This is a genomic window from Bacillus sp. AFS002410, from assembly GCF_002556365.1.
Taxonomy (GTDB): Bacteria; Bacillota; Bacilli; order Bacillales; family Bacillaceae_G; genus Gottfriedia.
Window position 1 is genome coordinate 255229 of record NZ_NUEU01000005.1, and the last position, 25691, is coordinate 280919.

The window sequence follows — 25691 nt, forward strand, 5'->3', positions numbered from 1 at the left end:
GAATTAGTATTAAAAGATGATGGATTAAGTGTCTCTATAAAAAATAAATCTACTTATATATTTTAAACAACTAAAAGGAGTGCAAAAAATGCACTCCTTTTTTTACATTCAATTAGATTACTTTAGAATATTGTATACCTACATAAACTACTACTTGATGATTTTCCCCATCATTTTCGAGAATTAAGTACTCGCTATTTTCTTGTTTTTTACCATCCACTAACCATGTTGGTTCATCTTGGTTTTGGCCACAACAAACCTCAATTGAATAGACAGAATCACCATATCTGTAATCAATACTAAATGAGTCCCACTCTATAGGAACACAAGGTTGTATATATAAACGGTTTCCTCTACACTTGATTCCCAAAATATATTCTAGACCTGCTTGGTACATCCAACCAGAAGCACCTGTATACCATGACCAACCTCCACGTCCTTCATGTGGAGGTGCAGTGTAGACATCGGCCGACATTACATATGGTTCATTTCCATAAGTTTTAATATCACGAATATTTTTTGTATGTGAGATTGGGTTTAAAATAGAAAACAGATCAAAAGCCTTATCACGACGACCTAAGATTGCCCAAGCTACAATTCCCCAAATAACTCCGTGAGTATATTGTCCGCCATTTTCTCGAATTCCCGGTGGATAGCCTTGTATATATCCTGGACTTGGATATGTTTTATCAAATGCTTTAGTTAGTAAACGTGCCAGATTCAAATCTCGATCTACAAGTTCACGGTCAAACGAGCGCATTGCTCTTTCCTGACGATCGATTGGTGTCCCGTTAGCAATAACTGACCAAGACTGAGCGATAGCATCAATTCGACACTCTGTATTCTCCATTGAGCCAAGCCATGTTCCTGCGTCAGTAAATGCACGACGGAACCAAGTACCATCCCAAGCATTTTTATTCATATTTATTTCCAATTGAGCTACTTCATGTTCAAATTGCTTTACGATATCTTGTGAAAGGATACCCTCTTCAAATTTCAAAAACCTCTTTAAAATATCTAATAAAAACCAACCTAGCCATACACTTTCCCCACGTCCCTTAGCACCAATCCGACTCATTCCATCATTCCAGTCACCTATTCCCATTAATGGAATACCATGTTCACCAAACTTCAAAGAATGTTTAATCGCGCGTAGACAATGTTCTAGCACTGAGCCCTTTTCGTCAGACACAACAGTATCCTCATAGCGCTCCAATTCTCCTTCTTTCAGCACTTCACTATACAAAAATGGTACCTCTTGTTTGAGAATTTCTAGGTCTTCTGTCTGTTCTATATAACGTGAAACAGCATATGGTAGCCACAGTAAATCATCAGAAAACTTTGTTCGAATTCCTTTGTGGGTTTCTTCATGCCACCAATGTTGAACATCACCTTCAAGGTACTGATGCGCTGCATTTATAAGTATTTGGTTTTTTAATATTGTCGAATCAACATGTAAAAAAGCTAGTGAATCTTGCAATTGATCCCTATAACCAAATGCGCCTCCTGCTTGATAGAAAGCAGTGCGAGCCCATAATCGGCAACTAAGTGCTTGGTACAGAAGCCACCCATTCATCATTATATCCATCGCTCGATCAGGTGTTTTAACTTTCACTTGGTCAAGAGTATTTTCCCAGTACTTTTTAACGTTTGAAAATGTTTCTTCATACGCAGAAGTCCTTCCGTATTGCTTTACTAGTGAACACGCTTCTTGTTTGGAAGCTGCACAACCAAGCAATATGCTAATTGTCACTTCTTCGTTAGCTGGAAGTTCGATAACAGTTTGTACAGCCCCACAAGAATTTGAAAACACACCAGTTTTCTTGTTAAGTGTTTCTTCTAATAATGCTGTTGGACACTCTAATATATTGCCCCGTCCAATAAATTCTGTACGGTCACTCGTCCAAGAATACGTATGATGAGATCTCGCTATCGTTTCTGGAAGCGCAATATGTATAAAACCAATCGCGTCACGAAACTTTTCTTGGTACTTGTTTTGTGCAAGTAATGTACTATTATCTGTATTCCATTCAGTAACAATGAATGGTGCTTGAGCCTCTCTTAGTACCCCTAGAACCCATTCAGCATAATACGTAACGGCTATCTTCTTTATTTCATCACTTTTATTAAATAATCGAAGTCTAATAATTTTCAACGGATCATCTAACGGAACCGTTGTATCCATAGTAGAAACTACATCTCCATCAAGTTGTTCGAAACTACTATACCCCCTACCGTGTATAACCTTATATGTCCGATCACCACCTGCAGGTTTTTGAGTAGCTGACCAAACTTGATTCGTTCCAAGATCTTTTATATAAAGACATTCCCCTGGAGGATCAAGGACCGGATCATTATTCCAAGGCGTAAGTTTACATTCACGCGAATTTCGCCACCAACTATATCCCGTACCTAATTCAGTTAGTAAGCACCCAAATCTTGGATTAGAAATTACATTACTCCATGGTCTAGGTAAATACTCTCCATTTTTTACAATCATTTGATACGCATTGCCATCATCAATAAAACTACCTCTACCATTAAAAAATTCACCAGTAGGTATCATGCTATTCGCTGGCTTCTCATGGTGTATTTGTTTTGAAACCTTGATTTTTCGTATTGGATGTAAATCTTTCTCCAATAGTCGTAATTGTGCACGTAAACTTGGCCCTCCAGCCTTCAATACTACTCGGGCAACAGCGAAGAGTAAATTTCTTTCATACTCTGACAATTGGGTTGACTTCAATACAACAATTCGATTCATTTGATAGATTCCACGAGAAATAAGATTTTCATTTAGAGTCCTCATGAACTGATCCTGATAATTGCCAACTGTCTCATCTAATACTACTAAATCAATAGCTAGCCCCATCTTTACTAAATATTGATGCTGACAAGCTAAAAGAGTAACAAAGGGCAAATCAGACTCTTTTTTGATGGAAACTAATATAACTGGTGTATCCCCACTAATACCAAGAGGCCATAAGGAAGATTGTCCCAATGTATTGTGTGAAATTGCCTCACTACGAATTTTTGTTAACGGTGGGTTAAATAGAAGTCTTCCCGCCAACACATTTGCATCAGTAGCATGCTTAGATGTTAAATTCAAATGTCTAAGATCAATTTGTGATCGTACCCAAGCCAAGTGGAATGCTCGATCAACTTGTTTAGAATCATTAAAGCGCTGTACAATTTCAATCGCTTGTTCACGACTTTTTGTAACACCAGTAACAAAATAAATGGTAGCCGTCTCATTAGTTCCCAATTGTAATGAACGCCTCATTGAAAACGCCGGGTCAACAACGGAACCGGTTGAACCTTTTAGTTGTGAGTATATACCTTTTGGTGTTTCAAGCGTATTACCACGTCCTATAAATTCTGCCCGATCTGTTTCAAATTCGTAATCGCCTTTCTCACGTCCATCTACAAAAATTGTATGAACTGCCCAGATTTCATCTTCTTCATCCTCTCGTGGACGACGCTTAGCTAGCAAGCATTGTGCATTTTTATCGAAGCTTGTTTCAATAAAAAGCTTACTAAATGCTGGGTGTGCACTATCTGCAGACTGACTTGCAAGCGCTAGCTCTAAGAATGATGTTACTTCTAATGTACGATTTTCACTACTGTTGTTAACTATCTGAAGTCGTCGTATTTCCGCATCAATCTCAGAAGATATCGTCAAATCGAGTTTATAAGATATCCCTTCTTTCGTTCCTTCATAAGTAGTTTTGTCAAAACGAAATTGTGTTTTCATATCCGTCGTTGTCTCATATGGGAAACCTGATGTACTCCAAGTTTCTTCTGAGTTGGCATCATGAATAAAAATAATTGGCCCAGAAGTGCCTGAAACAGGATCTTCTTTCCATCTTGTGACAGCTAATCCATTCCATAAAATCATGCCTGTTCCATCGTTCACATTTACACTAGTTAATTGTCCATTTGATAAAACATTAACCTCTGGAATAGAACTTGGTCCTGTAAATGTACGTTCCGTGTCATCCAAATTACCATCAAATTCAGGAGCTTTTGCATCAATTCCTATTGGTTTTTCAACTAAAGCTGCTTTTACTGGTACTCTTTCTTGGAGTAGCAAGTCCGCTGCACAAACTCGTGGATCATTGTGGAATCGGTTTACCATAATATCATCAGTCAATAAATTGACAAGGGTTAACATGCTCATACCTTGATGGTGTGCCATAAAACTTTGTATTACTTTATAATCTTGCCCTTTAGGCATTCTAGCTTTTGTAAAATCAACAGCTTCATAAAAGCCATATTCACCTTTTGCACCGTATTCTTTAAATTTTTGAAGGGCCAAAAGAGCATCATCACCTGCATATGGAATAGCCATAATAGTTGCATAAGGTGCTAACACAAGATTTCGCTCTAAACCTCGTTCAAGTCCAAGCCCTGGAACACCGAATGCACGATATTGATAATTTAATTGGTAATCAAACGCGTAATATCCACTTTCTGATATACCAAACGGGAGTTGATATTTATCTGCATATTGACGTTGACGATCAATCGCTCCTCGATAAGTTGATTCCCAAATGGTATTTTTAAATGTCCGCATAATCAAGCTTGGCATCATGTACTCAAACATTGTTCCCGACCATGACAAAAGTGTCTTCTTCTTATTAAAAATTGTCATAGTACGAGCAAGTGTAAACCAGTGAGAAACAGGAATCTGGCCAAGTGCAATTCCTACGAAACTTGCTTGCCTAGCTTCTGAAGCAAGTAAATCGTATAGAATCGTATCTTTTTGATTTGAGTCAACGTGATAACCAAGGCTAAACAAGCGTTCATCATTGTTATATAGGGATTTGAAATCTGTTTGTTCAATAAGTTGATTAATTTCAATAATAATATTTTCAATACGAGATTGAAATTCTTCTTCTCTCTTTTTCCACTCTAATAGACCCTGTCTTACTACCATCATATAAGCAATAAAGTTGCCTGAATCGACAGTGGAAACATATCGAGGAGTAAGTGGCTTTGCAGAACATGTATCATACCAATTAAGCAGATGTCCATTCCATTTTTCCATATTAGAAATAGTTTTCATCGATAATTCGATTCGATCAAGCATTTTAGGTGTATCAATAAAATCTAAATCACGAGCAGCTACAACACAAGTTAAATATAGCCCAATATTTGTTGGCGATGTTCGATGGGCAACGGTTTCATTTGATAGATACTGTACATTATCAGGTGGTAGCCAGGATTCTTCTGATGTAACATATTTTTCATAAAACGACCAAATTTGAAATGCTAATTCCTTTAATTCAGCCCTTGCTTTATCCAACCAATCTCTACTTTCAACCTTTAACGGGCGATTTAATTGCTGTATGATTGGCCTTGCTAAAAACCACATAATTAGTTCCACAGTACCAAATATGTGATTTAAAGTACCTTTGGAAAACCATGCCAATATACCAAACAATATAATTACTGCATATCCAATAGGCTCGTACATAAAGACTCTTATTGTAGCAGGAGTGTTACTAACTTGAGCAAACGTGACCCACTCTAGCAAATTACGACGGCTAATGTATAGCCGGTAAAGAGTTCGTAAAGTAGCATCTACTACAAGAACCGAAGTAAACGGTAATGTTACAAATTTAACCAGATTCTGCATAAAATTAATCTTTATAGAACGAATGCTTCCTCTCCCAATCACACCATGAAAAAGTGAAAAAAGAAAGGGAAGAAAAACAGTTAAAAGTACGATTGTTTCCCAAACCCAAGCTTTACCCGGTAATACACTAAATCCTAGTAAGGCTATTAGTAAAAGAGCTGGTGCAAGTAGACTGCGGCGTAAATTATCAATAATTTGCCAACGTGTTAATCCACATAAATCAACTCGTTTATTTTCACCATTACGATCTACACAATTATTTCCTAACCATTTGATAAGTTGCCAATCTCCTCGGATCCATCTATGCTCTCGACGCTGGAATGAATAAAAGGAGCTCGGATACGACTCAACGACCTCAATATCAGAAGTTAGTCCTGCTCGAAGAAACCCACCTTCTAGTAGATCATGACTAAGTACATGATTATCCGGTATTCGATTTACCAAGGTTTTTTGAAATGATTCTACATCAAAAATTCCTTTACCCACAAAAATCGCATGACCAAATAAATCTTGGTATACGTTTGATACAGCAAAAGAATAAGGGTCAATTCCTGGCTCCCCTGCCCATAAAGAAGTAAAGCGGGACTTTTGTGTTGAGTCAAAACTCACGCCTACTCGTGGTTGTAATAATCCGAAACCTTCAATTACGCGTGTTTCATCCGCATTTAATCGAGGTCGATTATACGGGTAATGAATGGTACCAGCCATTCGGCCAACAACACCAATTGGCAATTGGGTATCCTGGTCTATTGTAAATACATAACGAATCTTCCTTAATATATCTTTATCTCCATGAATTGTTGTAAAACTAGAATTTTCACTACCAGTCAATAACTCAACAAACTCTACTATTTTTCCACGTTTCCGCTCCCATCCCATATAAACATTGTCTGTTGGATTGTAAAGGCGGGATCTGTGAAATAAGAAAAATTTATCTTTCCCATATTCCTTACACAATGCATCGATCCTCGAGGTAACATGTGACAATAATTCATTATCTTCAGCTTTCGATTCAGTCAACGCATCTGTAAAATCACCTAAGATACCGAAATAAATATTTTTTTGACGATTTGCAAGATAATGAACTAAAAGTTGATCCACTATTTCATCTGCATCTTTGGTGCTTGAAAAAATAACTGGAATGACGACCATTGTACTAGCATCTTCCGGAAGTTCTTCTGAATAATCAAACCTCAAAAGTTTTGTAGTCCGACTATATCTACAAATTAGTTTATGGGCAATCGTTATAGCCCACTCGCTAACAGGTAATATAAGAACTACTATTATCGCTATCCACGACAAAGATCGAAAAAATGCCCCAGCTGTTATCCATCCACCAGAGAGAAACAATATTCCTACAAACAATAAAGCTACAGTTGATAAATACAAATACAATGGTTGTTTTCGCAAAGATATTTGCGGAAGAATACGTGGTCTAGTTTTCTTCAAAAGTGCTTTACGTATTTCTATGTTTCCTTGGGCATCAAATAAATAATAATCAATATAAGCATTTCTCGGCATTACATTGATTTGATCTGGCTCTACTATTTTCGATTTAGCTAGATGAAGTGCTGTCTCAGCTACTAACATTTCAGGTACTTTTAACTGATTTGCAATCTCTGCAACACGTCCACGAATTATGTCTCGACTGTCTAAATCTAAACTTTTATAAGTGATAGTTGATGGATTAGAGAGTAAAAATTGTTCGAGATGTGAAATTTTAGTAAATGTTAATCTCCAAGGCTGGCGCTCTAACTTATGTAAGCTCTGAACTAGATTCCCACAACTTACTTGCAAGTCCGCTTGTAATTGGTTCTCAAACGAAACAATTTGCTCAAGGCTAGATTCACTATTCTCTATGTGGGCTGCAAGCCAGTCATGAACAATATGCATATTTGGTTCCAATTCGCTCAAATGTCTCACTAAATGTACAATCTCAATTGGTCCAAACGGTTTTTTACGTGCTTCTCTATCCAATAAAATTCGAATTTTATCGTCTGACAACTTTGTTATTTTTTCAAGAATTGAAGTAATAGAGTCACATATTTCATGACGACGTTGTACTTCACCCATCGCTCCAGACAAACGGCGTATTAAAGTAACTCGCATTGCACTTGGCAAAGCCCAGCATTCTAGATCTTTTAGAACAGATACCTCTTGATAGGCTTTTATATACCCTTCAAATGAGTTCACCTCATATCGGCCACCCACATGCTCTAAGTAATCATTACAAAGTGCATATATTCTTGGCATCCCAGTAGAATTTAATTTTGGTAGTTTATGTAACGTTTCCCGTGGCAGCATACGGAGCACTTCTTGAGCTTGAGTCTCAATAAAATTAATGTGATCAAGGAGCCAGTCTTCTGCTGGTTGCCTACAATGCACCTTATTATTACTCAGTTTTTCTGCAAACGTATGTAGATCAGCCACATCTTTTCGAAATCCTGGCCAATAACGAACAATTAAAAAATTGTTCACAAAAATTTCCTGAGTTAAAGCAAACTCACGTCCTCTTTCTTTTAATTGTTCATTACTAAGTATCATATAAACCTCCTATGTAACTCGAAAAATAGTCCATAGTGGTAAATATCCCCGAAATCTTACTTTTTTATTTATGAAGATTAAACTTTTTGGAAATAGAAGGATGAATTCTGAAAAAATAGAAGGAATAAAAATTTTTGAATCCTAAAATCTAAAAACCTGACCCAAACACTTCAATTTGGCGAATCTCTTAAAAGAAGAAAAAGGCAACGAACTAATTTTCACTGCCTTTTATTTTATATTATCTAGTTTCAAAACAAGTTCTGCAACGCACTCAACATTTGTGGACTGTAATTTACAATACAATAGATTGTGGTGGGTTTATGAATAATGCTTGGTCACCTTAATCAACCTAGCATTTCATTTTCGGTTAATACGCTTCAACAAAAACACCCTTTTATTAAAAGGCTCAAAGTAGTTTATAAGTTTTCTTATTCAACTAACTGACAGGTTAGTTGAATAAGTATTATCTAAATTCCTATGTGCCGAGTGTAGCGAAGAAGGGATAAATGAACAAAAGGACGAATACTATAAGTAACTAGAAAATATTGGAAAGTGCTCCTCGACGTGCTCTTGCTTTGCTTCGTCCGCCCGTGAAAACAGAGTGGAATGACGAAAGAATGAAACGAAGAGCGGAGCGAGCGAGCATAGCGAAGGGAGAGAGTATAGCGATGAAAAAAAGTCGAATTTTACTGAGTATCTTGTTAGTTGCCATATTAGCTTTAGCAGGTTGTACATCAAACGACACAACGAAAAAGAAAACGGTGGATCCGAACATTGCGATGATCAAAACGGTGTTAAAAAAGCAGACAACTGGTCCGGATGCTGAACTAAAGAAAGCACTGGAGTCACAAAATCCACCTGCAGGCATCGAAGCGTACACGAATAAAGAGTACAAGGCGTATTTTACGGAAAAATCGTTCGAATCGTTTGTTGCGGCACACGCACTACGCTTCACGTTTGATGCGCACAAAAATGGGTACACCTTAGCGTACAAAGATGCGAAAGTAAATGCCGTAAAAGGAGAAAAAGGTGCGTATGATTACACCGTCACATTTGTTGCCAAAAAAAGTGGTAAGGATGATCAAACGTTTGACGTAACAGGACGCTTTAACGTCAATGAAGACGGCAAGATCACGTTCGTTCGTTACAGTGACGAGGATTTTGGCAAATCGATGATCCAATAAGGCACGCACTCCTCGCTGCGCTTCGTCCGCGTGTAAAGAACGAAGCGTCGTACAGAGTGGGTGAACAAAGTTGCAATTTAAAAATAGAAATAAACTGAATTTCCTTATTCAACTAACGCATGCGTATGTTGAAGATCACGAGTCATAAAATTGGCTCGTTTTTTATTGAACAAACCGGCTGAATAGTTGAATAAAGAAAAAGGTATTAAATATAAATTCTAGAATAGAAATAATTGGATTTAAATACTAAAATTAAAGCTTTTCTTTGGAGGTTCAAATGAGTAAATGGATTTGGATTTCATTAATGTGTGGAATTTTTTTATTGTTATTGTCTTTTTGGACTTTGTATTACGCATATACACCGAAAGTTGGTCCTATTGGAAATGGAACTAACTATAAATTTGTTTGGTTCCAATTTATTACACAGTTTATTTCAGGAATATGTAGTGTATCTTTAGCAATTAAAATAAGAAAGAAACAAAAAGAGTTATAGAACTGACTAATGCGATTCTTCAATAGGAGACCGATTTTTCTTATACAACAAAATGGCAGTATAGCTCAATAAATAATTGGTATTTTATGGTAAAACATTTAAAAAGGAGGGGAAACTGTGAAAGGTTTAATAACAAATATTGTATTTTTGATATTAGGGGTAGTCATCTTCACAATTGAATTAGTTTTTAAATTTGATGATACATTAGGGTTGTGGTTACCGATCGTCGGTGTCCTACTATTTGGTATAGGGTTATTTTATAAATCTAGAAAGCCAATAAGATTTTTTATTGAGTTTTTTATAAACTACTTCTAAATCTTAAAATAAAATTTATATTAACACCAATTAAATAAAGGTTTTCTTTTTGTGTTAGACGGTTAATAATGATTCTGAAAGATTAGATTCTACAATCTAATTCAACTAACGAATTTGTTCGTTGCATACAGAAAAAAAGAACTTCGCGTTAAACGAAGTTCCCTTTTTTATTCAATTAATCGGCCGCTCAGTTGGATAATCCATTGAGTATTTCTAAGGACTTTTGTTTGCTTATTTCGGATCATAAAAGACTGGAGCTGAATCAACGTTCTTAATCCATAAATGTTCTTTCCCAGTTATTCCATCTTTCATCCATACATCTCCCTTAAACTCCTCTGCCTTCCTTCGAAAAAAAGAAAGATAAGATTTAACTTTTTGAGGATCTTCATCAAGTTCATTCTTCCTTGGAAAAGAGATTTGTTGTTGCTCTCCTGTTCTTATGTTTATAGCATAAAGTGATGTGAACATAGTTGGTACAGGTCCTTCTTTCCACTCCTTGTTTTCTTTCGAACGAGCCACAACTACCAAATCTTTAGAGTACCATTCCAGATCGATGTCTACATATCCTTTTGGTGTGTATTCCTTTTGTTGTTTAGATGTCGGGATATCGGCAATCGTCATTTTCTTGTTTTCAACGAAAAATCTTCCTTCTCCTGAAATATAGGCCAATTGATTGGCTAGTGGAGCCCACTTAAACCAGTCTTTATACTCTAACATTTTTCCCACTGATTGAAAGTGTTTTCCTTGTGATGATAAGACACATAACGTATTGCTATCCGCTGACCAGGCAGCTGTAGGAGTAATTAAAAAGCTAACCCACTTCCCATCAGAACTCCACTTAAAATAATTAGCATCAATCCCAAACAAATCAGGCTCTTTAGTTTGAATAGTATAAAAAGGCTTTATTTTATCTTTAGCAAGGTTTGCATCTACTGGAATTCTATAAATTGGGATTGGACCCCATCCAGTAGGACGTAAGCTGGATTGTGAAGCAACGATAAATTCTTTCCCGTTCGGAAACCATTCAAAACCACTAACCCCAAGTGAGACATTTTCAAACCCCTGTGGGCGACCATTCTTTATATGAGTAACGTTTAAGATACCTTGATCATTGTAAGCTAGTTGATTATTGATCGGTGACCATTTAAAGTCAGAGGTTACGACCCTTATATAAGGTTGGTAGCTTTCTTTTTCTTTTGTATCATAAATATATAAATCCGTTTTTTCTCCCTTCTCATCACCATCGATATATCCAATAAACCGACCGTCATATGACCATTGCAGATTATACACATATCGATTCTGTGTAAGTTGTATTTCTTGATTTCCCCTTTTTATCCATAATTGGTGGTCACGGATAAATGCAGCAGTAAGTGGTGCTTCTGCACTGGCAATTGAAGATAATTTATAACTAAATAATATTAGCAGTAATAATATCCGAAATAACAAGATTATCCCTCCTTCTTTTAGGATGACCATATAGAATACCGCGATACGTATTCATTACATTTTCGTAAATCCTCTAGAAGAACAAAAAAAGGCACCAACCACAAGGGTTAGTTGCCTCCTTTTAATACAAGCTCAGCCACACACTCCACATGACTAGTATGCGGAAACATATCAACAGGCTGTATTTCTAACGTCTTATAACCACCATCTTCAAGCACACGTAAATCTCTTGCTAGAGTTGCTGGGTTACATGATACGTACACTACTTTGCTTGGTTTCATATCAATGATCGTATTCAGCAAAGCCTCGTCACAGCCCTTTCTTGGAGGGTCTACTACAAGTACTTCCGCTGAGATCCCTTGCTTATACCAATTTGGTATCACTTCTTCAGCTTTACCTACTTCAAACTCAACATTTGTCATGTCATTAATCATTGCATTGCGTTTCGCATCTTCAATTGCTTCTGGTACTATTTCTACTCCGTATACCTTTTTAGCTTTTTGGGCTAAGAATAAAGAGATTGATCCGATTCCGCAATATGCGTCGATAACAGTTTCATCTCCATTAAGATTTGCATACTCAAGCGCTTTATCATATAAGACTTTCGTTTGCGTCGGGTTTACTTGATAGAAAGATCGAGCTGAAATTTCAAAAGTAATGTCACCGATTTTATCTTTAATTGTTTCACTTCCATATAAAACAAACGTTTGATTTCCAAGAATCACATTTGTTTTTTCATTATTTACGTTTTGAATAATGCTTGTAATCGTAGGATATTTCTCAACGATTCTAGCTACTAGTTCATCTTTTTTAGGAAAGTTAGCTTTCTTTGTAACAAGAACAAGCATCGATTCATTTGTGTAGTATCCGTAACGTGCCATAATGTGACGTAATTGACCTTTATGGTTTATTTCGTCGTATGGCTCAATTTTTAATTCATCACAAAGATCTTTAACACCTTGAATCATTTCGTCATTTTCTTTACCTTGAATGTGGCATTCATTCATTGGAATGATTTCATGACTTCTCTTTTGATAGAAACCTACTACTAGGCCGCCTTCTAGTTCCCCTACCGGAACCTGTGCTTTATTTCGATAACTCCATGGATTTTCCATTCCTAGAACTGGATGAATTATGACATCGTCAAGTTTACCAATTCGTTTTACTACTTCTACTACTTGTTTATGTTTCGCTGCAAGCTGGCCTTCGTAGCTCATATGTTGAGTTTGACAGCCCCCGCATTGGTGATAGATTGAACAAATTGGTTCAACTCGAACATCACTTTCTTGTTGGAATTCGGTCACTTTACCGAATCCAAAGCCTTTACTTGTTTTTATCACTTTAATTTGTGCTTTTTCTCCTGGTAGCGCGTTTGGTACAAATATTGGATATCCATCTACCTTTGCTACACCATGTCCTTCATGAGTTAAATCGATAAATTCAACATCTATAAATTGATTTTTTTCTACAGGTAACACTCTTTTCGACAAGTCCTTTACCTACCTTTCAAGCTTTTATAACCATTTATTTATTATACAAAATAAATAACCACGTTAACTACCGTGGTTACTTTTTACTAGTATTTACTACTATTTCACTTATTATGGTACATAGATTTCTAGGTGGTTGTAAAGCATATCTACTGTACATGGAGTTTCTCCACCATATTCACCATCAATATTTAATAGTAGTTTTTCATCAGACATAATCTTCAAATGACTTGCTCTAGTATAAAGAACGTGTTCATTTTGTACATGCTGACCTCTTAATAGCTGAGCACATACTCTTATAATTTCGGCTATATTTGATTTCTTTAAGACTAATAAATCAAATTGTCCATCATTAATACTTGCCTCAGGTGCAATTTTCTCAAATCCACCAACTGAATTTGTATTCGATAATAAGAACAAAAATGCTTCATCATCGAAAACTTTTCCATCATACTCAATTTTTAAATGAGTGGGCTTAACTCTTGGTAACATTTCAATACCTTTTAAATAATATGCTAGTTGTCCTAACATTGTTTTTAGTTTGCTAGGTACTTCATATGTTAATTCTGTAATTTTACCGGCAGCTAAAATATTTACAAAATATTTTCCAGCAACTCTTCCAATATCAAGTGGCACAGTTTGCCCGTTTGTTATGACTTCAGCTGCTTCCATAATTGAAACATTGACGCCAATTGCTCTAGCAAAATCATTTGTTGTCCCAACTGGGATTAATCCTAACTTTGGTCGATACTCTTGTTCTGCTAAACCACTAATGACTTCATTTAGTGTTCCATCTCCACCGCAAGCTACAACTAAATCAAATTTACGTTCACATGCTTCTCTTGCTGCGATTGTCGCATCACCTGCACCAGTTGTTGCATGGCAAGAGGTTTCAAATCCTGCTTGCTCAAACAATTGCAAAACATCAGGAAGCTTTTTCTTAAAAACTTCACGACCTGAAGTAGGGTTATAGATAATTCTAGCACGCTTCATCGTTAACCATCCTACTTAATTTATTTAAGTTCTCTACTTTCTATCCTACCCTAAAAAGATTTTGTAGTAAACTTTTTCCATTTTACTTATCTATTTTTCCCTTTATAAAGCAGGTTCAAACACATATTGTACTTACGTTATTGTATTAAATTTATATTACATTCAATTCTTTGCTATATTTTCCATTCTTTTTGAACAACTTAATCATTATAGTACAAATTGATAATAAATACATTAAAGTAGAATTAAGGATTGATAATTTGGAAAACAAACCATTACTAAACGTGGAGTATCTAGCACTAAAGAAACTAAAGGTTTACCGTGAAAGCATTTTTCGTTTTTTATTTAGATCAACAATGGCTAGTATGTTCATAGGATTCGGCATTATCGTAGCATTTAAATCTGGCCATTTATTTAATACCGACCACTCACCATTTGCATACCCTTTGGCTGCCATAACATTTGCTGTAGCCATTCTCCTCATTGCCTACGGTGGAGCTGACCTATTCTTAGGAAACATATTTTATTTTGCCTATACTGCCATTAAAGGAAAAATAAAATGGCCAGAAGTGATTCTTATATGGCTTACGACCTACATAGGAAATATATTAGGTGCAGTTTGCTTTGCTTTATTAATCCATTTAACTGGATTATATAATGATCCAACAGTAAAGTGGATCTCCACTTGCATGCACCAACAAGCCAATCATTTAATCGAGTCATTTTAATGAACTACAAAAAAACTACGAGCTGCTTATAGCTCGTAGTTTTTTTATAGAGTCTTATCTTTTTTGAATTTCTTCCATTAAGATCTTATTTAATAATGGTGGGTTCGCTTGACCTTTAGTCGCTTTCATCATTTGACCGACTAAGAAGCCAATTGCACGATCCTTACCGTTTTTAAAGTCTTCAATTGATTGTGGGTTTGCATCTAACGTTTCGATTACGATTGTACGTAGAGCGCCTTCATCAGATAACTGAACTAATCCTTTAGCTTTTACAATTTCATTTGCATCTCCACCATTTTCAATTAACTCAGTGAAAACTTTTTTAGCAATTTTAGATGAAATCGTACCATCTGAAATTAATTTAATCATGCTTGCTAAGTTTTCTGGTGTTAAAGCAACATCATGTAATTCTTTTTGAGATTTGTTCAAGTATGCTGATACTTCACCCATTAACCAGTTAGATGTTAACTTCGCGTCTGCTCCATTATTAACTGTTGTATCAAAGAAATCAGACATTTCTTTTGTTAATGTTAATACCATTGCATCATAAGATGGTAAACCTAATTGTTCAACATAACGTTTTTGACGAACATCTGGAAGCTCAGGAATACTTTGACGTACACGCTCTTTCCACTCATCATCAATGTATAACTCTACTAAATCTGGCTCTGGGAAGTAACGGTAATCATCCGATCCTTCTTTAACACGCATTAGAATTGTCGTTTTTGTTGATTCATCGTAACGACGTGTTTCTTGTTGGATTACACCACCAGATAATAACACTTTCTCTTGACGAACTTGCTCATGCTCTAATCCTTTTTGAACGAAAGCGAATGAGTTTAAGTTCTTTAATTCAGCTTTTGTACCGAATTCTTCTTGACCAAATGGACGTAATGAAATGTTCGCATCACAACGTAATGAACCTTCTTCCATCTTTACATCAGAAACTCCAGAGAATTGAATAATTGCTTTTAATTTTTCAAGATAAGCATATGCCTCTTCTGGTGTACGCATGTCCGGCTCAGAAACGATTTCAATTAGTGGTGTACCTTGACGGTTAAAGTCTACTAATGAATAACCTTGATCAGTATGATTTAACTTTCCAGCATCCTCTTCTAAATGAACACGAGTTATACCGATACGTTTCTTTTTACCATCTACTTCAATTTCAATCCATCCGTTCTCACCAATTGGTTTATCAAATTGAGAAATTTGATATGCCTTTGGATTATCAGGATAGAAATAGTTTTTACGATCAAACTTTGTTTCTGTTGCAATTTCACAATTTAATGCCATTGCAGCTCTCATCCCAAAGTTAACTGCTTCTTCATTTAATACTGGTAACACACCAGGGTATCCTAAGTCGATTACACCAGTGTTTGTATTTGGATCTGCACCAAACGCATTAGGGCTTGGTGAGAAGATTTTTGATTTTGTTTTTAATTCTACGTGCACTTCTAAACCGATTATCGTTTCAAAATTCATCTTTCCCGCGCCTCCTTATAGTTGTGGTCTTTGTTTTGTAAAGTCTGTTGCTTGCTCGTATGCATGAGCAACTTTGTAAATCGTAGACTCATCAAAATGTTTACCGATAATTTGTAAGCCTAATGGTAAACCATTATGGAAACCACAAGGAACAGAAATTGCAGGAACACCCGCTAAGTTAATCGGAATTGTTAAAATATCATTTGCGTACATTGTCATTGGATCGCTTACTTTTTCGCCTACTTTAAATGCAGGAGTTGGCGTAGTTGGTCCAATAATAACATCATAGTTTTCAAATACTTTCTCGAAATCCTCTTTGATTAATGTACGTACTTGTTGAGCTTTTTTATAATAAGCATCATAGTAACCAGAACTTAATGCATAAGTACCTAACATGATACGACGCTTCACTTCATCACCAAAGCCTTCAGCTCTTGTTTTCTTATAAAGATCAATCAAGTTCTCTACATCCGCTGCACGGTGACCGTAACGTATACCGTCAAAACGAGCTAAGTTAGCTGATGCTTCTGATGAAGAAATTAAATAATATGTAGCTAATGCATATTTAGAATGTGGTAATGAAACCTCTTCCCAAGTTGCGCCTAAGCTTTCTAATAGGTTTAAAGCAGCCATTACAGATGCACGGGCTTCTTCTCCTACTCCTTCACCTAAATATTCTTTAGGTACAGCAATTCGAAGACCTTTTACATCACCTGTTAAGCTTTGAACAAATGAAGGAACTTCTACATTTGCTGAAGTAGAGTCACTTGCATCTAATCCAGAAATAGCTTGTAATAATAATGCATTATCTTCTACATTTCTAGTGATTGGTCCGATTTGATCTAAAGAAGAAGCAAATGCTACTAAACCAGAACGAGATACACGACCATATGTAGGTTTTAAACCAACAACACCACAGAATGACGCTGGTTGACGGATTGAACCACCTGTATCAGAACCTAAAGAGAATAATACTTCTCCTGCAGCAACTGAAGCTGCAGAACCACCACTACTTCCTCCTGGAACATAATCCGTATTCCAAGGGTTGCGAGTGCCACCGAACGCAGAATTTTCATTTGATGAACCCATTGCAAATTCATCCATATTTAATTTTCCGATCGTGATGCTTTCAGCTTTTGCTAATTTCGTTACAACTGTCGCATCATATATTGGATTGAAGTTCTCAAGGATTTTACTCGCACAAGTAGTACGAAGACCTTTCGTAACAATATTATCTTTTACACCAATAGGCATACCAGCAAGAATTCCACGAGACTCATCCCAAGGTTTTTCATCAAGAGCTTTCGCTTGAAGACGCGCTTGCTCTTCATTTAAAGTTAAAAATGATTTTACTTCGCCATCTACTGCAGAGATTCGCTCATAAGATTCATTTACTAATTCTTCTACTTTAATCTCTTTTGTTTTTAATTTGCTATGTAATTCTGAAACTGTATATTCAAATAATGACATTCTAATTTCCCTCCTTAATCCAATATTGACGGCACTTTAACTTGTCCATCTTTGTGGTCTGGTGCATTTTTCAATACCTCTTCAATTGGTAAACCTGTACCTGGCTCATCTTTACGTAATACATTACGCATTTTTAGAACATGTGTAGTTGGTTTCACATTTGTTGTATCAAGTTCACCTAACTGCTCAGCAAAATCTAAAATTGCCCCAAGCTGTTTTGAAAACTTCTCTGCTTCTTCCTCAGTCACCGCTAAACGCGCTAAATGAGCAACGTGCTTAACTTGCTCCATTGTAATTTTTGACATTTATTTGCACCTCCATATTATTCGCACAACATACAATATACTGATAATACCAAATTTCCCATGTGTCGGGCAACATTCCACTAAAATCCAACTAAAATAATTAAAAAAATTTCAGACTGGCAAAAAGACGGTCTCTTTCATCTTAGTTTCGCCGGAATAAGCAATGTTCAATACCTCTAAAATCACTCTGCTCCCCGTCCGATACTCTATTTCGAAAGACAAACATCTTCAATCAGTCTGAAATCAAATATTTTTATACACTGAAACTATTAAATCAAACTCACCATTTCAATTTAAAATAAATCAAACGTTTGTTTAAAATTGAATCTTCTATTATTCGGTAGGAATTCTTGTTAATTCAACTCCATATTTTTTAAAATACTCAATCGAATAATCATCCGGATAACCTACATTATAAACAACCCTAGTAATACCCGCTCCATTGATCATTTTCGCGCAAGCCCTACACGGCGCAGTTGTACAATATATTGTCCAATTGTCACCTTTCGTTTTTTGAATTCCCGATTGGACTAATTGATAAATTGCGTTCTCTTCAGCATGGAAAGCATCACATGGATACTCATCTGAGTATTTACCACTATCTAATATCCCTTCTTGACGAGCAGCAAAGCGTGGGCATCCACCATCAATGCAATGCTTAGCTCCCTTTGGATATCCATTATACCCAGAAGCAATGATTCTATTATCACTTACAATAACTGCTCCGACTCTTCTACTTCCACAAGTTGAACGAAGAGAAGTTATAAATGCTTGTCCTAAAAAATAAGAGTCCCAATCATCACGACTCCCTAAAGGAATTGAATCTACTAATTGAATAATTTTCTGTAAAATTTGCATGGTATCCCTTCTCTCTGTTCACTAAAAGTCTATTTAAAATTATAGCATAATAATATGGAGAAGGGCTTAGTTGGAAATTAAGTTTTACGCTCTTCTCCCATTTTATAAAAAACTTAAATGTGATTTTTTTCATATTTAATTATTTAAAAAATAATTATCGCGTAATTATAAGGTACAACAGTTTTAAAATGATAATCAAAAATATACCAATTGCTATGTATAATAAGATTCTCATTCTCTCTCGAAAAATTTCTTTATCCATATTTACCTTCTGCTTGATTATAGAATATGTATCCACTATAAGAATTTCTAACCGATTGTACTATTCCTATTAAGATCATATTTGATAGTAATGAACTACCACCATAGCTAATAAATGGGAGTGTAATACCTGTTACCGGTAGCAAGCCGATTGTCATTCCTATATTCTGAAAGATTTGAAACGCTAAGACAGATATCGTACCAACGCAGATCATTGAACCAAATAAATTATTAGTATTTTTTAAAGCAGCTAGTGCAATATTAATGATTCTACTTAAGAATAGAAAAAATAAAGTTATGACTACAGCTCCTCCAATGAAACCGAAATCTTCACCTATATTCGCAAAAATAAAATCGGTATGTGCTTCTGGAATGTAGACAGTTCCATTTAAGTATCCTTTTCCTGAAAATTGACCAGTTCCAATTGCAAGTAATCCTTGTTTTGTTTGAAACCCTGCATCACTATTTGCAAATGGATCCAACCAGCCTGTAATTCTACTTCTTTGATGGGGCATTAATAAGGATAGAATTCTTTCTTCAAAATATATTGGAAATTTAATTATGATAACCAAAAGAGTAGATACCATAAGCGCAGGAATTGAAAGTAAACATACAACGATTGAAGCTTTAATCTTGGAGCATAATACGATGGAGAAAATAATGACTAGAAAAATAATAGTCATTCCAGTGTCGGGTTGTTTCAGAACAATTAGAGCAGGTGGCAACGAAATAAGTGCGATTTTCCCTAGCAAAAGTAAATCGCTTTTTATATTATTGATTGGAAATATCTTATAATGCTGGTCGACCAATGCACTAATACTTAATATCAGGCTAATTTTCATAAATTCTGAAGGTTGTAATGAACCAATAATCGGTAGCTGAAACCATGCCTTTGCTCCATTCTTTGGTTTTGCAATACTTTCGGGAGCAAACATTAAAACGATTAATAGCAAAACACAAATTCCATATATAATCCAGTTGGCCCTTTTTATTCGATCAATATCAATTGTCGCAACGATTATTGATATTGTAAGTCCAATAAAATAAAAGACACTTTGCCTTACTACAAAACCTCCCTGATATTGTCCACTTTTACTAGCCGAATAGATTGAAACAATACTCGTAATCATGAGACAAAAAATTAAAAATAACATAATAAAGTCGTAGAATTTAAAGAAATCATTTTTAGGATTCATACTCAAAGTCCTCTAATCTTACTTTTATTAAATTCCTTTCACCCATTATACTAATGGCTTGATTATATTTACTACGGAACAACAGCATGTTTTGAAAAATATTCCATATTTAGACATACTATGGACAAGAGTTATTTAACCTAAGTTTTTTGATTAATGATGATATAAACACAAAGAAACCCACAAAGAAAATTAATTTTCTTTGTGGGTTTCTTATTAAGGGTTGTCCAAAAGACAAGCCTTTCTTATTTATTAAAGCATTTCTGAAGTTGTTTTACCTTGCATGTGAAGAACTAAGTAGTCTGGTCCGCCTGCTTTAGAGTCAGTACCTGACATGTTGAATCCACCAAATGGTTGGTAACCAACGATCGCACCAGTACATCCACGGTTGAAGTATAAGTTACCAGCGTGGAAATCTTCGCGTGCTTTTTCGATGTTTGCACGGTTGTTAGAGATAACAGCACCTGTTAAACCGTATTCTGTGTTGTTAGCAATTTCTAAAGCGTGATCAAAGTCGTTAGCTTTACAGAATGCTACAACTGGTCCAAAGATTTCTTCTTTCATTAAACGAGCATCTTCAGCAACGTCAGCAACGATTGTTGGTTTGATGAACCAACCAGTAGAATCGTCTCCTTCTCCACCTGTTACTACACGGCCTTCTTCACGTCCGATTTGTACGTAGCTCATTACTTTGTTGAAAGCAGCTTGGTCATTAACTGGACCCATGTAATTTGTACGATCTTCTGGGTTTCCAAGTGTTAATTCGTTAGTTAATTCGATTGCACGAGCAAGAACTTGATCATACACATCTTGGTGAATTACTGCACGAGAACAAGCTGAACATTTTTGACCAGAGAAACCGAATGCAGATGTAACGATTGATTTAGCAGCTAATTCTAAATCAGCTTCTTTATCAACTACCATTGTATCTTTTCCGCCCATTTCAGCGATAACACGTTTTAACCAGATTTGACCTGGGTTAACTTTTGCAGCACGCTCATAAATACGGATACCAACTTCTTTAGAACCTGTGAAGCTGATGAAACGAGTACGTGGGTGATCTACTAAATAGTCACCAACTTCAGCGCCACTTCCTGGTACGAAGTTTACAACGCCTGCTGGTAATCCAGCTTCTTCTAATACTTCTAAGAATTTGTAAGCAACTACTGGAGTTGTACTTGCTGGTTTTAATAGTACAGTGTTACCTGTTACTACAGCAGCTACAGTTGTTCCAGCCATGATTGCAAATGGGAAGTTCCAAGGAGAGATTACAACACCAACTCCTAATGGAATGTAGTTGAAACGGTTATATTCACCAGGACGGCTTTCAACAGGAATTCCGTCTTTTAATTGTAACATTTGACGAGCGTAGAATTCTAAGAAATCGATTGCTTCAGCTGTATCAGCATCTGCTTCGTTCCAAGGCTTACCAGCTTCTTTTGTTAATAAAGCTGAGAATTCGTGTTTACGACGGCGAATAATTGCAGCCGCACGGAATAAAATATCAGCACGAACTTCAGGTTTAACTTTTTTCCATGTATTAAATGTTGTATCAGCAATTTGCATAGCTTTTTCAGCTAAGTCGCGGCTTGCTTTAGATACAGTACCGATTACTTCTTTATGATTTGAAGGATTTACAGATACGATTTGCTCTTCTGTAAAGATACGCTCTCCACCAATGATTAGCGGATATTTTTCACCTAAGTAAGATGAAACTGTTGCTAATCCTTGTTTGTATTGTTCTTGATTTTCCTCTAGGCCAAAATTAGTAAATGGCTCATGTTTGTAAGGTATAACCATTGAATAAATCCCCCTTTAAATTAAAAATAGCAATAACTGTAAACGTTTTTATATCAAAGTTTTCAGTCAATTGCTAGTAGAATAACTACTGAATAAAAAACTCACAATTACATAATACATTATTCCTATATATTCTTCAAATATGAAACGCTTACAGATTCTTCCCATAAATAGAAAAAAAGGAAGAGTAGCTCTCTTCCTTTAATCATAAATATGCACACTAGGTTCCTTTGCATCTACATCTTTTACAATGAGAGCTTCCTGCCCATTTGATGAGAATATATTCGTCTCAACCTTTAAGTATGAAGGGAAATGGTCCATCATAAGTCCTGCTACATATTGTGTAAAAGCTATGACTTCTGCCTTACCATAGAATTGCATAGGTATATCAATTTTTAGTTGTATTAATTCATTATCCTTATAAAAACCAGTGCCTACAACACCCGTATAATTCGGAAAATAATTTTCTATATCTGATTTAAAGTTGACCATTTTCATTGCATCATCACGATAATCTGCAGTTGCAGCAGCTGATGGGAATAAATAATATTTTTCATTAATTTTATCCCAATTGCTAATCGAGAAGTCATTTCCTGAGACTGAAGTCATTGCAACGTAATTCCCTGGTACAACAGAAGATTGACTTTGCTGGCGGAAAATAGCAAATGTAATTGGAATATTTTTAAATGCATCCATTTTGCGAACTCGAGTTAAAATTTCTTGAGCGATTGCTTTTCCTTGCTTTAACATATCTTCTTGTGAAATTTTAAGTTCTCTTGGGTAGCCATGCTCTTCTTGATAGTAATAGACAGAGTTCATCGCTAAACCGATTGCTATTCCTTCAACTTTAACTTCTTTTCCATCTTTTTTTAGATAATCCTGCTCTAAAATATGGTTTAAATAGATCGGAGCTTGCTCTGCTTTTTGATCTGCACTTAAATTTTTAGAATCATTTTGAATCGGATTCAATCCGTCATTCGTAATCGATTTTGGATTTAAATTTGCAGCTTTAAGTGCATTTTGCTTTTCTTTAAATTGAGCAGGAGTATATTTCCTATTCAACCAAGATACCACTGTTTCTTTACTTAGTAATTGACCTTCTTGATACAAATAATCTTTTGTTGAATACTGCTCTTGTACAAGTCGCATTAAACCTAATTCAAATTCATTAATATCTAATCTATTATCGATATTTGCAACGACAGCACCTCTTGTTGTACTAGGTTTAAACGGAAGTATTGTCTTGTAGTAATCATTTGAAATTGAATATCGGGGTATAATCGCATCTTCCCCTTTTTTATTATTGTTTTCTTGTACAACCTTATCTTCATTCTTAATCGTTAATGAACAGCCAGATAAGATGAGCGTAAAACAACATAGGAGCATTCCTATACGTTTCTTCATCTAACTCACACCTTCTATTTATTAAGTGAACGAACTAATCCTAACTGTCCGCCCTCTAGTTGATTGAAAGGTTTATTGTGGTTGAAGCTCTTTAATCATTCTCTCTTCATCCCAAACCTCGATATTTAATTTACGAGCAGCATCTAATTTCGAACCAGCTGCCTCACCCGCAATGACTAAATCAGTGCTCTTACTAACACTTCCAGCAACTTTCGCACCAAGCGCTTCTAATTGCTTTTTAGCTTCACTTCTAGTCATCTGTTCTAGCTTACCAGTTAATACTACTGTTTTACCAGCAAAAAGAGAATCCATATTGATATTTTCTACTTGAATTCCTTTATATTCAGTATTTACGCCAACAGATTTAAATGTTGAAATTAGTTCTTTTACTTCGTCTTGTGAAAAATAATCACTAATTGACTGCGCCATCTTTGAACCAATTTCATTAATTCCTGTTAATTCTTCAACTGAGGCTTCCATAATATGATTGATTGTTTGGAAATGCTGAGCCAACGTTTTTGCTGCCTTAGCTCCAACATGGCGAATCCCTAATCCGAACAATAGTTTTTCAAGTGAATTATCTTTTGAAGTTTGTATTGCAGATATTAATTTATCCGCTGACTTTTCTCCAAATCGTTCCAATGCCAATAACTGTTCTTTTGTAAGAAGATAAAGATCTGTAAAAGTTTTAATTAAGTTTGCATCGAATAATTGAGCGACTACTCGCTCTCCTAAGCCTTCAATATTCATAGCATCTCGAGACGCAAAATGAATTAATCCTTCACGAATCTGAGAAGGGCAAAACGGGTTTACACAACGCAGTGCAACTTCACCTGGTACCCTTATTAAGTCATGATCACATGAAGGACAGTGAGTTGGCATTTCAAAAGGCTGCTCGTCACCAGTACGGCGATCTAATAACACATTTACTACTTCTGGAATAATGTCTCCCGCCTTACGAATAACAACTGTGTCGCCAATTCGAATGTCTTTTTCCTTAATTAAATCTTCATTATGGAGCGATGCGCGCTTAACGACCGTACCTGCAACTCGAACTGGCTCTAATATAGCAGTTGGTGTCACTACTCCTGTACGCCCTACACTTAATTCGATATCTACTAACTTTGTAACTACCTCTTCAGCTGGGAACTTGAATGCAATAGCCCATCTCGGCACTTTAGCCGTTGATCCTAATTTATTCTGGGTACTATATTCATCCACTTTTATAACGATTCCATCTATTTCATAAGGTAATGATGGTCGTTTTTCTTTCCATTCCTCAACATATTCAATTACTTCATCAATTGTATGACAAGTTTTACGGAATGTATTTGTTTTAAATCCTAGCTTTTGTAAATAATCTAATGCTTCACTATGTTTTTCAATTGAAAATTCTGCTGCCGTAGGAAATCCGTAAACAAAAAATGATAAATCCCTCTTTGCAACAATTTTAGGATCTAACTGGCGAAGTGAACCTGCCGCTGCATTTCTTGGATTGGCAAATAATTCTTCTCCATTTTTCTCGCGTAATTCATTTACCTTTTCAAAGCTAGCTTTTGGCATGAATGCCTCACCACGAGCTTCGATTGTGATTGGTTCAGAAAGTCTTAAAGGAATGGCTTTAATCGTCTTTAAGTTATGAGTAATATCTTCTCCTACTGTACCGTCTCCACGAGTTGCACCTTTAACAAACAATCCATTTTCATATTGTAATGAAACTGCTAAACCATCTATTTTCAATTCACAAACATAAGATACTATTTGTGTATCCTGTCTAATTCTTTGATCGAAATCCTTTAAATCACCTTCATTAAACGCATTACCTAAGCTTAACATTGGATGACTATGAACGACTTTTTCAAATAGATCAATTGCCTGTCCACCAACACGTTGAGAAGGAGAATCCGGCGTTAAAATTTCAGGATATTGTTCCTCTAATCCAATTAATTCATGTAATACTAAGTCATATTCGGCATCTGGCACTGAAGGCTGATCTAATACGTAATACTCATAGTTGTATTGATTTAATTTTGTTCTTAGTTCCTCAACTTTATCAATGATTTTTTGATCCATGA

16 protein-coding genes are annotated in these 25691 nt (G+C 35.8%); 4 read left to right on the forward strand and 12 right to left on the reverse strand.

Annotated features, from left to right (window positions below; all coding sequences use genetic code 11):
• Window positions 1-112: 112 nt before the first annotated feature.
• Window positions 113-8185 (reverse strand): GH36-type glycosyl hydrolase domain-containing protein, encoded by an 8073-nt coding sequence (locus CN692_RS05455; RefSeq protein WP_098118122.1) that lies wholly within the window; start codon window positions 8183-8185, stop codon window positions 113-115.
• Between the two features lie 575 nt (window positions 8186-8760).
• Between CN692_RS05455 and CN692_RS05460 the strand changes: the two genes are divergently transcribed.
• The 3 genes from CN692_RS05460 (at window position 8761) to CN692_RS05470 (ending at window position 10177) form a co-directional block, all read left to right on the forward strand.
• On the forward strand, window positions 8761-9369 hold the full coding sequence (locus CN692_RS05460; protein ID WP_142317499.1) for a hypothetical protein: 609 nt from the start codon (window positions 8761-8763) through the stop codon (window positions 9367-9369).
• 277 nt (window positions 9370-9646) lie between these two features.
• A complete protein-coding gene (locus tag CN692_RS05465) occupies window positions 9647-9862 on the forward strand; it encodes a hypothetical protein (RefSeq protein ID WP_098118124.1) in 216 nt (71 codons plus the stop codon).
• 117 nt (window positions 9863-9979) lie between these two features.
• Complete coding sequence (locus CN692_RS05470) at window positions 9980-10177, forward strand: hypothetical protein (RefSeq protein WP_098118125.1); 198 nt, start codon at window positions 9980-9982, stop codon at window positions 10175-10177.
• A 231-nt stretch (window positions 10178-10408) separates the two neighbouring features.
• On the opposite strand, the gene CN692_RS05475 is transcribed toward CN692_RS05470, so the two are convergent.
• The 3 genes from CN692_RS05475 to CN692_RS05485 form a co-directional block, all read right to left on the reverse strand.
• Window positions 10409-11626: a translocation protein TolB gene (locus CN692_RS05475; protein ID WP_098118126.1), complete on the reverse strand. Its 1218-nt coding sequence runs from the start codon at window positions 11624-11626 to the stop codon at window positions 10409-10411.
• A gap of 107 nt (window positions 11627-11733) precedes the next feature.
• Window positions 11734-13116, reverse strand: a complete 1383-nt coding sequence (gene rlmD / locus CN692_RS05480) for a 23S rRNA (uracil(1939)-C(5))-methyltransferase RlmD (RefSeq protein WP_098118127.1) — start codon at window positions 13114-13116, stop codon at window positions 11734-11736.
• Between the two features lie 111 nt (window positions 13117-13227).
• The gene (locus tag CN692_RS05485; RefSeq protein WP_098118128.1) at window positions 13228-14109 is read right to left on the reverse strand and encodes a diacylglycerol kinase; all 882 of its coding nucleotides are present in this window, start codon (window positions 14107-14109) and stop codon (window positions 13228-13230) included.
• Window positions 14110-14369: 260 nt separating this feature from the next.
• On the opposite strand from CN692_RS05485, the gene CN692_RS05490 reads away from it, so the two are divergent.
• On the forward strand, window positions 14370-14837 hold the full coding sequence (locus CN692_RS05490) for a formate/nitrite transporter family protein (protein ID WP_098118129.1): 468 nt from the start codon (window positions 14370-14372) through the stop codon (window positions 14835-14837).
• Window positions 14838-14891: 54 nt separating this feature from the next.
• Here CN692_RS05490 and gatB read toward each other — a convergent pair whose 3' ends face one another.
• From gatB to ligA, 8 genes are all read right to left on the reverse strand, one after another.
• Complete coding sequence (gene gatB, locus CN692_RS05495) at window positions 14892-16322, reverse strand: Asp-tRNA(Asn)/Glu-tRNA(Gln) amidotransferase subunit GatB (protein WP_098118130.1); 1431 nt, start codon at window positions 16320-16322, stop codon at window positions 14892-14894.
• A 15-nt stretch (window positions 16323-16337) separates the two neighbouring features.
• Window positions 16338-17792 carry an Asp-tRNA(Asn)/Glu-tRNA(Gln) amidotransferase subunit GatA gene (gene gatA / locus CN692_RS05500; RefSeq protein WP_098118131.1) on the reverse strand — a complete coding sequence of 485 codons (1455 nt, stop codon included), beginning with the start codon at window positions 17790-17792 and terminating at the stop codon, window positions 16338-16340.
• Between the two features lie 14 nt (window positions 17793-17806).
• Entirely contained in the window at window positions 17807-18097 is a 291-nt protein-coding gene (gene gatC, locus CN692_RS05505; protein ID WP_098118132.1) for an Asp-tRNA(Asn)/Glu-tRNA(Gln) amidotransferase subunit GatC, read from the reverse strand.
• Between the two features lie 333 nt (window positions 18098-18430).
• The gene (locus tag CN692_RS05510) at window positions 18431-18955 is read right to left on the reverse strand and encodes a deoxycytidylate deaminase (protein ID WP_098118133.1); all 525 of its coding nucleotides are present in this window, start codon (window positions 18953-18955) and stop codon (window positions 18431-18433) included.
• Between the two features lie 254 nt (window positions 18956-19209).
• Window positions 19210-20412, reverse strand: a complete 1203-nt coding sequence (locus CN692_RS05515) for an FtsW/RodA/SpoVE family cell cycle protein (protein WP_098118134.1) — start codon at window positions 20410-20412, stop codon at window positions 19210-19212.
• A gap of 252 nt (window positions 20413-20664) precedes the next feature.
• The gene (pruA, locus tag CN692_RS05520; protein ID WP_098118135.1) at window positions 20665-22212 is read right to left on the reverse strand and encodes an L-glutamate gamma-semialdehyde dehydrogenase; all 1548 of its coding nucleotides are present in this window, start codon (window positions 22210-22212) and stop codon (window positions 20665-20667) included.
• Window positions 22213-22413: 201 nt separating this feature from the next.
• Window positions 22414-23616 (reverse strand): CamS family sex pheromone protein, encoded by a 1203-nt coding sequence (locus CN692_RS05525; RefSeq protein ID WP_098118136.1) that lies wholly within the window; start codon window positions 23614-23616, stop codon window positions 22414-22416.
• A gap of 72 nt (window positions 23617-23688) precedes the next feature.
• Entirely contained in the window at window positions 23689-25689 is a 2001-nt protein-coding gene (ligA, locus tag CN692_RS05530; protein WP_098118137.1) for an NAD-dependent DNA ligase LigA, read from the reverse strand.
• Between the last annotated feature and the right edge of the window lie 2 nt (window positions 25690-25691).

Excerpts from the sequence above, each read along its gene's own strand:
- CN692_RS05455 (WP_098118122.1), bottom strand. The coding sequence starts at position 8,185 with ATGATACTTAGTAATGAACAATTAAAAGAAAGAGGACGTGAGTTTGCT.
- CN692_RS05465 (WP_098118124.1), top strand. The coding sequence starts at position 9,647 with ATGAGTAAATGGATTTGGATTTCATTAATGTGTGGAATTTTTTTATTG.
- CN692_RS05485 (WP_098118128.1), bottom strand. The coding sequence starts at position 14,109 with ATGAAGCGTGCTAGAATTATCTATAACCCTACTTCAGGTCGTGAAGTT.
- gatB (WP_098118130.1), bottom strand. The coding sequence starts at position 16,322 with ATGAATTTTGAAACGATAATCGGTTTAGAAGTGCACGTAGAATTAAAA.
- gatA (WP_098118131.1), bottom strand. The coding sequence starts at position 17,792 with ATGTCATTATTTGAATATACAGTTTCAGAATTACATAGCAAATTAAAA.
- gatC (WP_098118132.1), bottom strand. The coding sequence starts at position 18,097 with ATGTCAAAAATTACAATGGAGCAAGTTAAGCACGTTGCTCATTTAGCG.
- CN692_RS05510 (WP_098118133.1), bottom strand. The coding sequence starts at position 18,955 with ATGCAAATTTTACAGAAAATTATTCAATTAGTAGATTCAATTCCTTTA.
- CN692_RS05515 (WP_098118134.1), bottom strand. The coding sequence starts at position 20,412 with ATGAATCCTAAAAATGATTTCTTTAAATTCTACGACTTTATTATGTTA.
- pruA (WP_098118135.1), bottom strand. The coding sequence starts at position 22,212 with ATGGTTATACCTTACAAACATGAGCCATTTACTAATTTTGGCCTAGAG.
- CN692_RS05525 (WP_098118136.1), bottom strand. The coding sequence starts at position 23,616 with ATGAAGAAACGTATAGGAATGCTCCTATGTTGTTTTACGCTCATCTTA.
- ligA (WP_098118137.1), bottom strand. The coding sequence starts at position 25,689 with ATGGATCAAAAAATCATTGATAAAGTTGAGGAACTAAGAACAAAATTA.